The organism is Streptosporangium minutum (assembly GCF_002149035.1).
Classification (GTDB): domain Bacteria; phylum Actinomycetota; class Actinomycetes; order Streptosporangiales; family Streptosporangiaceae; genus Streptosporangium; species Streptosporangium minutum.
Genome location: NZ_NGFP01000035.1, coordinates 19,842 through 31,857, shown reverse-complemented (window position 1 = coordinate 31,857; position 12,016 = coordinate 19,842). Strand labels below are relative to the sequence as shown.

The following is a 12,016-nucleotide window of genomic DNA, read 5'->3' as shown; positions in this document are numbered from 1 at the left end:
GAGTGACGATGACCCTGCGTTAAGCTACGAGCTTGTCACTGAATGACTACTGTAAGTTACGAAAGTCTTGTATGGGGGGCTCACGTGGGGGAGCTTGAAGGGGCGTCGATCCTTGTCACCGGGGGGACGGGGTCGTTCGGAAAGGCTTTTATCCGGCATGTGCTCGACCATCACGACCCGCGGCGGGTCGTCGTCTTCTCGCGGGACGAGCTCAAGCAGTACGAGGTCAGGCAGCTGTTCGCCGACGACTCCAGGTTGCGCTGGTTCATCGGCGACGTGCGCGATCGTAGCCGTCTGACCCGTGCCATGCACGGCGTCGACCACGTGGTGCACGCGGCCGCGCTCAAGCAGGTCGACACAGCCGAATACAATCCGTTCGAATACGTCCTGACGAATGTCAGCGGTTCACAGAATGTCGTCGAGGCGGCCATCGACTGCGGTGTCCGGAAAGTCATCGCGCTTTCCACGGACAAAGCCTCCAGCCCTATCAATCTTTATGGGGCGACCAAGCTGGTAGCGGACAAACTGCTGGTGTCGGCCAATCACTACGCTTCACACCATGTGACCCGGTTCGCCGTGGTCAGGTACGGCAACGTGATGGGCAGCCGCGGCTCGGTGATCCCCTACTTCCAGAAACTGGCGGCCGAGGACAAGAGCCTGCCGATCACCGACAAGCGGATGACCCGCTTCTGGATCACCCTGGACCAGGCCGTCCGGTTCGTGGTCGACTCCTTCGACCTGATGCAGGGCGGCGAGCTCTACGTCCCGCGCATCCCCAGCATGCGGATCATGGACCTGGCCGAGGCCGTCGCGCCGGGCGCCTCGACGCACGAGGTCGGCATCCGCCCGGGGGAGAAGCTCCACGAAGAGATGATCGCCGCCGACGACAGCCGCAGGACGATCCGGCTCGCCACCCGCTACGTGGTCCAGCCCACCATCGCGACCTGGGGCTACGTCCCTCCGCCCGGCGGCCAGAACGTCCCCGAGGGGTTCTCCTACCGCTCCGACGGCAACGACCAGTGGCTGTCGGTCGAGGGCATCCGCGAGCTGCTCGCGGCGAGGGTCTGATGCTTCCGTACGGCAGGCAGTCGATCGACGAGCGCGACATCGAAGGCGTCCTGGGCGTCCTGACCGGAGACTGGCTGACCACCGGCCCGGCCGTCGGCGCGTTCGAGGCGGAGCTCGCGGCCTGGACCGGCGGGGTGCCGTGCGTGTCCGTGACCTCGGGCACCGCGGCGTTGCACACAGCCTACGCGGCGGCCGGGATCGGCCCGGGGGACGAGGTGGTCACCTCGCCGATCACCTTCGTCGCCACCGCGGCCACGGCCGCGATGCTCGGCGCCCGCGTCGTCTTCGCCGACGTGGAGCAGGACACCGCCAATCTCGACCCGGCGGCCGCGGAGGCGGTGACCGGTCCGCGCACGCGGGCCGTCGCCGCCGTCGACTACGCCGGCCACCCGGCCGAGTACGACGCGCTGCGCGAGATCGCCTCGCGCGCCGGGGCCGTGGTCGTAGGCGACGCGGCCCATTCCGTCGGGTCGCGCTATCACGGCCGGCCGGTCGGCGCGCTCGCTGACCTGACGACCTTCTCCTTCTTCCCGACCAAGACGATCACGACGGCCGAGGGCGGCGCCGTCGCCACGGCCGACGAGGAGCTTCTCCGGCGTGCCCGGCGATTCAGGAACCACGGGCTGGTCAGGGACCCGGAGGAGCAGCGCGAGCCGGGTGAGGGCGACTGGCACCAGGAGGTCCACACGTTCGGACTGAACTACCGCCTGCCCGACGTGCTCTGCGCCCTCGGCATCAGCCAGGTGCGGCGGCTGGGCGAGTTCAAGGCGCGCCGGGCCCGGCTCGTCGCGCGCTACAACGAGGCCCTCTCCGGCCTGGCCGGCCTGCGGCTGCCCGCCCGGCGCCCCCACGTGGACCCCGCCTGGCACCTGTACGCCGTGGGGGTCCTCGACGGGCGGCGGCGCGAGGTCTACGAGCGGATGCGACAGGCGGGCATCGGGGTCCAGGTGAACTACCTGCCCGCCTACCGGCACCCCGTCTTCGCGGACATGGGCTACCGGCGCGGCATGTGCCCCGTGGCCGAGGAGTTCTACGCGCGGCAACTGTCGCTGCCACTGTTCCCCGACCTCACCGACTCGGACCAGGACCGGGTCATCGAAGCTCTCCACGCCATTCTCGGCTGAGCGGAGAAACGATGCACCACACGAATCACTTCTACGGGCATGCCCACATCTTCGCCCGGTACTGCGGGCTGGACCGGCGGAGGCCGCCGCGTATCAACGGCTACCTCCAGCACGGATGGAACGCCCTGGACGGGTTCGGCCCCCGCGAGAAATACGTCCCGGCGACGCCGAAGTTCGTCTGGACGGACACGATGCGCCGCCGGGGCTGGGCGCGCGGGCGCCGCGACTACTACCCGATCGGCGCCCCGTGGCTCTACCTGACGCAGATGGAGCCCCCCGCCGTGCCGGAGGCGGAGCGGGAGGGCACGATCTGGTACCCCTTCCACGGCTGGGAGCGCCAGCACGTGAACGGCGACCATCAGCGGCTGATCGACGAGATCCGCGAGGTCGAGCGGGGACCGGTCACCGTCTGCCTCTACTGGCTGGAGTTCGGCGAGCCCGGGATCCGGAGCGTCTACGAGGACGCCGGCTTCCGGGTGATCAGCCACGGAGCCCGGGGCTGGATGAAGAAGGGGACCGATCCGCTCTTCCCGCACAGGCAGCTCGCCGAGCTCCGCCGCCACCGGCGGGTGGCGTCCAACCGGTTGAGCACCGCCGTCTTCCACGGCATCGCGGCCGGATGCGAACCCGCCGTCTACGGCGACCCCATGGTCCTGGCGGAGGAGGACCCGATGCACGGCGGGGTCGCCCGCGTCCGGCGGCTGTGGCCGGAGCTGCACGGCGCGGAGGTCGATCTCGTCACCGCGCGGCAGATCGCGGCAGAGGAGCTGGGGGTCAGGTACCGGGTGTCCCCCGAGGAGATCAGAACCGTTTTCGGATGGTCGGGGGAGACCAATGATCTGTGACGACGCGGCGGCCCGAATACACCTCCTGGGGGGAGAGATGCTTGAGTGGTCCGACGACGGACCGGGTGGATCTCCCGGAGCCGGGGTGCTCGGCGAGCTGTTGCGCCCCCTTCTCACCGGCGGCCGGGTCCTGGTGGCGGGGCCGCACCCCGCCGAGCTCCTCGACGCGGCGGCCGCCGGGGCGTGCGAGCTGAGCGTGCTGCTGCGCTCCCATTCCGACGCCTGCCGCCTGGCGGAGCACCACGAGGCCACGGTCTACTGCGGCAGCCTGGAGAAGGCGGCGTTCCCCGAGGCGTTCGACGTGGTGATCGCTCTCGACGGGGTCGAGCGCCTCACCTCCTCCGACCACGCGGCCGGCTCCTGGGCGGAGTCGCTGGGACGGCTCACCGCGATGCTCGCCCCCGGCGGGACGCTCGTGCTGGGAGTGGAGAACCCACTGGGCGTCCACCGGTTCGCCGGAGATCCCTCGGAGGTCCATCAGCGCCCGGACGACGACTGGGCCGCCGTGGAGCTGGACCAGTCCCGGCCGGTGAACCTGGAGCGGCTCACGGACCTCCTGAACGGCGCCGGCCTCACGGTGGGCAGGAGCTACGCGGCGTACGGCCATGCGGCCGGGCCGCACCTGCTGCTGGACGTCTTGGCCCTGGAAGCCGCCTCGGCGCCGACGGCCCTCGCCGTGGCCGCCTGCGTCGGGGTCTTCGGCACGCCCGCGGCGGGCTACGACGCCCGGCATCTCGGGCGCATGGCGATAGCCGGCGGGCTCGGGGCCAGGATCGCGACGCGCTGGGTGGTCATGGCGCACGCCGCCGGCGGCCGCCCCGTGACCTCGCCGGTGGCGCTGACCGCCGACGCCGACGCCGCTCCCTACTGGCGGCTCTCCTGCGAGCTGGCTCCGGCGGCGCAGGGCGGGTGGGCCCGCAGGGCGCGAGGGGACCGGACGCTGCGCGTGTCGGGACGGGTGACACGGACGCCCGAGCTGCTCGACGGGCCGGTCCCCGAGGGCCGTTTCCTGGCCGAGATCCTCATGGCGGCCTGCGCGCGCAACGACGTCGTCGCGATCCGTGAGCTCCTCGTCCTCTTCCGGCGGTGGCTGGAGGGGCACGGCGCCGGCGGGCGGGTGCCCGCGTCGACGGCCTTCGCCACGGCCGACAATGTGCTCTTCGACGGCACCGGGTTCGCGTTGCTCGACGCGAGCTGGCAGCTCCCCGGCGAGCTCGACCTCGACGTGGCCCTGGCCCGGATCCTGCGTCACTTCGCCGTGCGCCTGCTGGATTCGGGGCAGTGGCATCCGTGGTCCTGGCAGGTCGGGGCCGACCGGCTGACGCTGACGCTGCTGGCGATGGCGGGCGGCACGGCCGACCGGCAGACCGTCCGGCGGGGCGCCGAGCTGGACGCGGAGATCGGCGCCGACCTGGACGCCGTCCTGGAGGACGGCGCCCGGGACGGGGCGGCCGGCGACGGCGGCCCGCGCGGGGACGCGCCGGAAGGGCACGCGCCGTACGGCGAGCCGCAGGCCGGGAACGCGCAGGCCGGGAACGCGCAAGCCGGGCACGCGCCGTACGGCGAGCCGCAGGCCGGGAACGGGCCGGATGGGAAGGCGCCGTACGGCGACGTGCGGGTCTGGGGTGCGCCAGGTGAGGACGGGTCGGCCGGAAACGCGTGGGATGAGGACGGTCCACGCGTGGACGCGCCCGGCCGGGCCGGGCCGGCCCGGCACGGGAGCGCGGGCGGGCCGGGGGAGTGGCGGGAGAGCTACCGGGAGCTGTACGCCGCCCGGGGGCGGCTCCGGGCGCGGCTGGAGGAGGCCCAGCAGAAGATCACGATGCTTGAGCGCGATCTGGAGACCTCCGAGGCCAAGCTGGCGAAGGCCGTCCGTGCCGCCAAGCAGGCACAACGGCGAGATGAGAAGCCCCGGCCCCCGGAGGGCTCCCGGCTGGGGCGCATGATCATGGCTCCGGCGTCGGCTCTCCGGCCGGTACGGCGGATGTTCGGGACCGGCTCGAACGGAAGCGTCGCACGTTAGCTCGACATCTCTGGGGGTGATCCGTATGCCACGACTCAGCGTGGTTGTTCCGTACTACAACGTCGAACGGTATTTCGACGCCTGCCTGGCCTCGATCCAGGGCCAGACGCTCGGCGACCTTGAGGTCATCTGCGTGGATGACGGATCGATGGACGCGAGTGCGGTCATCGCCAAGGAGTACGCGTCCCGAGACCCGCGCTTCCGGGTGGTGGTCCAGGAGAACCAGGGCCTCGGCCCGGCGAGGAACACCGGTGTGATGCACGCGTCGGGACGCTACCTGGCCTTCGCCGACAGCGACGACATCGTCCCCCCGCGCGCCTACGAGCTCCTGGTGGACTCCCTGGAGCGGAGCGGGTCCGACATCGCGTCGGGCAACGTGCAGCGGCTCACCTCCGAGGGGCTGGTGCAGTCCTGGGCGCACCGCAACGCCTTCAGGAAGACCCAGGTGGGCACGCACATCACCCGGAACGTGCACCTGCTGTTCGACCGGTCGGTGTGGAACAAGGTCTTCCGGCGCTCGTTCTGGGACGACCTGGGCATGGAGTTCCCCGCCCGGCTGTACGAGGACATGCCTGTGACCCTCCCCGCCCATGTGCGCGCGCGGGCCGTGGACGTGCTCTCCGAGGTCGTCTACGTCTGGCGCCTGCGTGAGGGGTCCATCACCGAGCGCCGCTTCCGCGCCGAGAACGTCACCGATCTCGTGATCTCCGTCGCGGAGACCGCGAGGTTCCTCGGGGAGCACGCCCCCGGGCTGCGCCGCGTCTACGAGAGGGACACGCTCCACAACGACCTGCGGGTGGCGGTCGAGGCGCTGGCGGCGGGCGTCGAGCCCGATCGCCTGCTGGACGCCGCCTGCTCCTACCTCGACACGGTGAACCGGAGGTCGCATCTGGAGCTGCCCGCGATCCGCAGGTTGCAGCTCCAGCTGATGCACCGGCGCATGGTCGCGGAGCTGGCGGAGGCGGTCCGGTTCGAGCGGGAGAGCATGGACGAGGCCCGCCTGCGGCGGGGCCTGCTGTCGCGGCGCAAGTGGTATGCCGACTATCCCTTCCGGCGCGGCTACGGGATCCCCCGCTGGGTCTTCGACGTCTCGCGGGAGCTCACGATGGCCGGCCGGCTGGAAGGCTGGGAGTGGCGCGAGGGCCGGCTGCACGGCGAGGGCAGGGTACGGCTGCCGGGCGTCATGGTCGGGACGGCTCCGTCCTGCGCGATCAGCCTGTGGCTGCGCGAGCGCGCGACCGGCACGGTGCTGGAGCTGCCCGTGGAGCGCTCCGACCTGGAGTTCGGCTTCGTCTGCGATCCCGGCACGCTTCCCGGACGGGCCGCCAAGTGGGAGGTGTGGGTCAGGCTCACCGTGGACGGCATCGTCCGGGAGGCGCGGCTGAGGGGGAGCACCCCGGCGCTCGGTCCCGGTGAGACGGATGACGGGATGTGGATCCAGCCGCTCGTGGACGACAAGGGGTTCGCCGTCATCGCCGTCAAGCGCCCGCGGGCGGCGGTGACCGGGTGCGAGGCGTCCGAGGGCCGGCTGCGGATCCTCGGATGGCACGCCGAGCAGGAGAGCGCCGCGGGCCTCACCCTGGTGATGGGCGTCCCGGACGGTCCCGAGCGGTCCTACCCCGTCACGACCGCTCCGGCGCGGGACGGCCGGCGGGAGTTCGTCGTGGACGTGCCCGTCGAGGACCTGCGGGCCGAGGGGGAGACGGCCGTCTGGAACATGTACCTGTCCGGGATGGCCGACGGCAGGCCGCTGCGGATGCCCGTGGCCCTGCACGAGCTCCCCAGGTGGGAGCTGGACGGGTGGGAGACGCAGATGGCGCGCACATCGCGCGGAAACATGGCGCTGAGAGTCCAACGGAGTGAAGATGATCATTAATGGGCGGCCCGTCGGCGCCGATGCCCCGCCGTACGTCATCGCGGAGATGTCCGGTAACCACGACGGGGACCTCGGCAGGGCGATGAAGATCGTCGATGCGGTGGCGGCGTCGGGGGCGCACGCGCTCAAACTCCAGACCTACCGCGCGGACACGATCACCATCGATGCGGACGGGCCGTCGTTCCGGCTGTCCGAAGGGCACGATCTGTGGGGCGGTCAGCGTCTCTACGACCTCTACGAACGCGCGCACACGCCCTGGGAGTGGCACGAGCCGATCTTCGAACGGGCCCGGTCGGCGGGGCTGACCGTCTTCTCCAGCCCCTTCGACCCGACGGCCGTGGACCTGCTGGAGAGCCTGGGGGCGCCCGCCTACAAGATCGCGTCGTCGGAGATCGTGGACCTGCCGCTGATCCGCCGCGTCGCGCGGACGGGCAGACCGCTGATCATCTCGACCGGGATGGCGAGCCTGGGGGAGATGGACGCCGCGGTTCAGGCGGCCAGGGGGGCCGGCTGCGAGCACCTGGTCCTGCTGGGCTGCACGGCGGCCTATCCCGCGGCGGTCTCCGACAGCAACCTGCGCAGGCTTGCCGTGCTGGCGGAGGCGTTCGGGCTGCCGGTCGGGCTGTCGGACCACACCCCGGGCATCGGCGCCGCGGTGGCCGCGGTGGCGCTCGGCGCATGCGTGATCGAGAAGCACGTGACCCTCGACAGGGCGGGCGGGGGCGTCGACGCGGCGTTCTCGCTGGAGCCGGACGAGCTGTCGGCGCTCGTCGTCGAGAGCGGCCGCGCGTGGCAGGCGCTCGGCAGCGCCGTGGTCCGCCCCGTCTCCGCGGAGGACGAGGGGATGCGCTTCCGCCGGTCCCTGTACGTCGTGGCCGACGTCCGTGCCGGTGACGCGGTGTCGGAGAGCAACGTCCGCTCGATCCGCCCCGCCGGGGGGCTCCCGCCGGACGCGATCACGACGGTCACCGGCCGGACCTTTCACCGTGACACCCCCCGGGGCACTCCGCTCACCTGGGACCTGATCTGACCCTCAGCCGGAACCTGACCCCCAACCGGGATCTGACCCTCTGCCGGAACCTGACCCCTGACCAGGATCCGGCCCTCAGCCGCGATCTGACCCTCAGCCGGGATCCGGCCCTCAGCCGCGATCCGATCTGACCCGCTCACGGCGCCGACCCGGCGCGACCCGAGGCCCGCAGGCCGGCCGATCCGCCGGCCTGCGGGCCTCGGCGCGTCACGGCGACCGTGGGCGGTCCGTGCCCGCGGACAAGCCGCCGGGCTGTCCGAGGCGGTCAAGGCTCGACAACAGCCGCGTCATTTAAACGCATGGCCCGTGCGTCTATCGGACGTTCTCCTCATTCTCGATCTCATCGAGATGGAGCGTCTCCGGAACCGCTCCGGACCCCTTCGTGAGGTCACTTCGGTCATTCCGGATTTCGACGATGTTGGAGGCTGGCATTTTGTCGCCGCTGCTGAGCGTTATCGTCCCTTTCTTCAACGTGGAACCTTATTTCGAGTGCTGCCTGGCGTCGATCGCCAGGCAGACGCTCCGCGATCTGGAGGTCATCTGCGTGGATGACGGATCGCTCGACGGCAGCGCTGTCATCGCCAAGGAGTTCGCCGGAAGGGACAGCCGCTTCCGGGTGGTCCACCAGGAGAACGCCGGGCTGGGGGCGGCCAGGAACGCCGGTGCGCTCCACGCGACCGGCCAGTACCTGTGCTTCATGGACAGCGACGACGTGCTGCCCGCCGACGCCTATGAACTGCTGGTCTCCTCGCTCTCCGGATCGGGCTCCGATTTCGCGTGCGGTAACGTCCTCTACCTCAACTCGACCGAGACCTGGCGGTCCGGCCTGCACTCCCGGCCTTTCAGGGAGACCGTCCAGCGGACCCACGTGAACGCGCGTCCCGAACTGCTCATGGACCGCACGGCATGGAACAAGGTATTCCGCCATGATTTCTACCGGGAGCACGGTCTCAGCTTTCCCGGGGGGCTTTACGAGGACGCGCCCGTCACCATCCCGGCCCATGTGCTGGCGCGCTCGGTCGACGTACTCAGCGACGTGGTCTATTACTGGCGGCAGCGGGAGCCGGGGGACCCGTCGATCACGCAGCGCCGGACCGAGCCCGGCAACCTGGAGGACCGGATCGCGTCGATCACGCGGGTCCGGGACTTCCTGGCCGCTCACGCGTCTCCCGCGCTCCAGCGCCAGTTCGACGAACTCGTCCTCCGCAGCGACCTCACCCTCTACGTCAACGCGGCGCTGGACGCCGGCGAGGACTACCGGGGGCGCCTGGTGGACAACGCCGGCTCGCTCGTCGAGCGCATGGACCCCGACATCCTGTCCGGACTCCCCTGGGAGCAGCGCCTGGTGTTCGAGCTGCTGAGGCGTCGGCAGGCGGACGACTTCATCGAGGTGCTGGCCGACCGGCGGGAGGGCGCCTTCCACGGTCTGACGCGCCGGGTGTTCGGCTGGTACGCCGACCACCCGATGATGCACGGGGGCGTGCTGCCCCGGAAGGTCTTCCGCGCGGGCGACGGCGACTTCACCCTGGTCTGCCGGGTCGACCAGCTCGACTGGGAGGACGGCGACCGCCTCCGCGTGACCGGTCGCGCCCACATCAAGGGCATCGGCCTGCCGGCGGAGGACTCGTCGGAGATCACGGTGACGCTGCGCAACACCCGGACCCAGCGCGTGGTCGAGCTGCCGGTCCGGCGGCTGCTCCGCCCGGACGTGACCGCCGCCTCCGGCCGCGACACGACCTGCTACGACTGGTCGGGCTTCGAGGTCGACATCGATCTCGCCGTGCTGGCCGGGGCCGGCCGGAAGGCCAGGTGGCGGCTGGAGGTCGAGGTCGTCGCGCAGGACGTGCGGCGGTCCGGCCCGCTGACCGCCACCACCGGCAGTGACGTCCGCCGCCTCCCAGGCATCCCGGTCACCCCGCAGATCAGCCTGTACGTGGAGGTGAACGCCGACGACGAGGTCCTGTTCAAGGTCCAGCGGGTCCACACCGTGGCGGAGCCCCGGCCGGCCGGGGAGGACATGATCGAGGTGTCGGGCTGGACGGCCTCCGACGACCAGGCCGACGTGAGCGGGACGCTGCTGGCCCGGCTGCGCCGGGGCGGCAGGGAACTGAGCTTCCCCGCGTCCTGCGTGCCCCTCGGCGGCGGCCGGGTCGGGTTCAGCGCCCGCCTCCCCGTCGCGGGACTGCTCCCGGCCGACCTGCCGGCCGGCGCCACCACCGGCGACACGACCGGCCCGCAGATCGACCCCGATCCCAGGTGGGACCTGTTCGTCGTCGTGGGCGGCGGCAAGCTCCGCAGGCTGACGGCCGGCCTCGCGGCTGTCGAGGAGTACGTGACCGTGGAGGACCGGGAGGTCGGTGTGGTCGCGACCAGGCTCGGCCCTCTCGGCGCGGTGGTCCGCCCCGTCCGGCCGACGGTGACCGACGTCTGGCAGGGGGTGGGCGGCAGCCTGCACCTGGCGGGACGGCGCGCCGGGGCGACGGGCCCGCAGGCCCGGCTCGTCCTGCGGAAGGCGGGCGGCGGCGAGGTCCATCACGTGCCGCTGGAGCAGGAGGGGGAGCGGTTCTCCTGCGTGCTCCCACTGACCCGGTTCGAGCTGTACGGCGAGCACGTGCCGCTCGCCGGCGGCCGGTGGGAGGTCCTGGTCGAGTCCGGGGCGGACCTGTCTCCCGTCAGGGCGGCCAGGAGCCTGCTCGCCGATCCGCCCCCCGTGCAGACGGCCGGGATGCAGACGTTCCGGGTGCGGGCCCACCGCTCGAACGGCGTCGCCATCGACGTCCAGCCGGCGCTCGGCGCCGACCGGGGGGCCCACGCCCAGCGGCGTCTCATGGAGCGGGACTACCCGGCCTTCATGGAGGAACCGCTCCGGGAGCTCGTGGTGTTCGATTCCTGGCAGGGACGGCGCTACTCCGACGGCCCCCGGGCGATATACGAGGAGCTGCGGCGCAGGGGTGACGGCCGGGAGTGCGTGTGGGTCTCCGCCGACGGCCGGCTGCGGCCTCCCGGGGACGCGCGGGTCGTGCTGCGCGACAGCCGGGACCACTACGAGGCGCTGGCCCGCGCCGGCCACGTCTTCTCCAACGAGAGAGCGCCGGGCTGGTTCACCGGGCGTGAGGGCCAGCTCTACGTGCAGACGGGACAGGGGACCCCGCTCAAGCGGATCGGCCACGACATCGCCGACGGCCGTTTCGGCAGCGGAGCCGACCACCGGCGGCGGCTCGCGCGGGAGGTGGCGAGGTGGGATCTGCTGGTCTCGCCCAGCTCCTTCGGCACCTCGATCCTGCCGGGCGCGTTCCGGTACAACGGGCCCGTCCTGGAGGCCGGACGTCCCCGGAACGACCTGCTGCACCGGCCCGGGAGCCGGCAGGAGGCCGAGCGGGTGCGAGCTGCCCTGGGACTCTCCCCGGACAGGCGGGTGGTGCTGTACGCGCCGACCTGGCGGGACGACCAGGTCCTTCCGGGAGGCAGGTACCACCTGGACATCCGGCTGGACTTCGACCGGGCGCTCCAGGCGCTCGGCGACGACCACGTCTTCCTCCTGCGGGGCCATCCGCACACGTCCGAGGCGCCGAAGCCCGCCTGCCGGGTCCGGGGGGTCGTCGACGTCACCGGGTATCCGGACGTCACGGACCTGCTGCTCGTCGCCGACGTCCTCGTCACCGACTACTCGTCGCTCATGTTCGACTATGCCGGCACCGGCCGCCCGATGATCTTCTTTACCTACGATCTGGAGCACTACCGCGACCGGGTGCGCGGCTTCTACCTCGATCCGGCCGGGCACGCTCCGGGACCCCTGCTGACGACCTCCGACGAGGTGATCGACGCGCTGGCCGGTCTCGACGGCATCGTCCCGGCCTACGCCTCCGCATACAGCGGCTTCAGGGAACGTTTCTGCCATCTGGACGACGGGAGGGCCGCCGCCCGCGTCGTCGACCACGTCTTCGGGAGCTGAGCCGCACCGGCTCCCCGACGCCCACCGGGGCCGCCGCCCGTGGCGCCTGCCGTACGGCCGGGGCCTCTCTGAGCGGCTGCCGGACGGTCTCGCATGTT

At 71.7% G+C, this 12,016-nt stretch carries 7 protein-coding genes; all 7 read left to right on the top strand.

Annotation, left to right across the window (positions count from 1 at the left end; genetic code table 11):
• Positions 1–42 precede the first annotated feature (42 nt).
• The gene (pseB, locus tag CA984_RS10640; protein WP_242675863.1) at positions 43–1,068 is read left to right on the top strand and encodes a UDP-N-acetylglucosamine 4,6-dehydratase (inverting); all 1,026 of its coding nucleotides are present in this window, start codon (positions 43–45) and stop codon (positions 1,066–1,068) included.
• On the top strand, positions 1,068–2,192 hold the full coding sequence (locus tag CA984_RS10635; RefSeq protein WP_086570772.1) for a DegT/DnrJ/EryC1/StrS family aminotransferase: 1,125 nt from the start codon (positions 1,068–1,070) through the stop codon (positions 2,190–2,192). The genes pseB and CA984_RS10635 overlap by 1 nt, the downstream gene beginning before the upstream one ends.
• Positions 2,193–2,203: 11 nt before the next feature.
• The gene (locus CA984_RS10630) at positions 2,204–3,037 is read left to right on the top strand and encodes a hypothetical protein (RefSeq protein ID WP_086570770.1); all 834 of its coding nucleotides are present in this window, start codon (positions 2,204–2,206) and stop codon (positions 3,035–3,037) included.
• Between the two features lie 37 nt (positions 3,038–3,074).
• Positions 3,075–5,060 carry an ICP22 family protein gene (locus CA984_RS10625; RefSeq protein ID WP_133061614.1) on the top strand — a complete coding sequence of 662 codons (1,986 nt, stop codon included), beginning with the start codon at positions 3,075–3,077 and terminating at the stop codon, positions 5,058–5,060.
• Between the two features lie 25 nt (positions 5,061–5,085).
• Positions 5,086–6,936: a glycosyltransferase family 2 protein gene (locus CA984_RS10620; protein ID WP_086570765.1), complete on the top strand. Its 1,851-nt coding sequence runs from the start codon at positions 5,086–5,088 to the stop codon at positions 6,934–6,936.
• Positions 6,926–7,966 carry a pseudaminic acid synthase gene (pseI, locus tag CA984_RS10615; RefSeq protein ID WP_086570763.1) on the top strand — a complete coding sequence of 347 codons (1,041 nt, stop codon included), beginning with the start codon at positions 6,926–6,928 and terminating at the stop codon, positions 7,964–7,966. Before CA984_RS10620 ends, pseI begins: the two co-directional genes overlap by 11 nt.
• A 415-nt stretch (positions 7,967–8,381) precedes the next feature.
• On the top strand, positions 8,382–11,918 hold the full coding sequence (locus CA984_RS10610; RefSeq protein WP_086570760.1) for a bifunctional glycosyltransferase/CDP-glycerol:glycerophosphate glycerophosphotransferase: 3,537 nt from the start codon (positions 8,382–8,384) through the stop codon (positions 11,916–11,918).
• Positions 11,919–12,016: the final 98 nt, after the last annotated feature.

Excerpts from the sequence above, each read along its gene's own strand:
- CA984_RS10635 (WP_086570772.1), top strand. The coding sequence starts at position 1,068 with ATGCTTCCGTACGGCAGGCAGTCGATCGACGAGCGCGACATCGAAGGC.
- pseB (WP_242675863.1), top strand. The coding sequence starts at position 43 with ATGACTACTGTAAGTTACGAAAGTCTTGTATGGGGGGCTCACGTGGGG.
- pseI (WP_086570763.1), top strand. The coding sequence starts at position 6,926 with ATGATCATTAATGGGCGGCCCGTCGGCGCCGATGCCCCGCCGTACGTC.
- CA984_RS10610 (WP_086570760.1), top strand. The coding sequence starts at position 8,382 with ATGTTGGAGGCTGGCATTTTGTCGCCGCTGCTGAGCGTTATCGTCCCT.
- CA984_RS10620 (WP_086570765.1), top strand. The coding sequence starts at position 5,086 with ATGCCACGACTCAGCGTGGTTGTTCCGTACTACAACGTCGAACGGTAT.
- CA984_RS10625 (WP_133061614.1), top strand. The coding sequence starts at position 3,075 with ATGCTTGAGTGGTCCGACGACGGACCGGGTGGATCTCCCGGAGCCGGG.
- CA984_RS10630 (WP_086570770.1), top strand. The coding sequence starts at position 2,204 with ATGCACCACACGAATCACTTCTACGGGCATGCCCACATCTTCGCCCGG.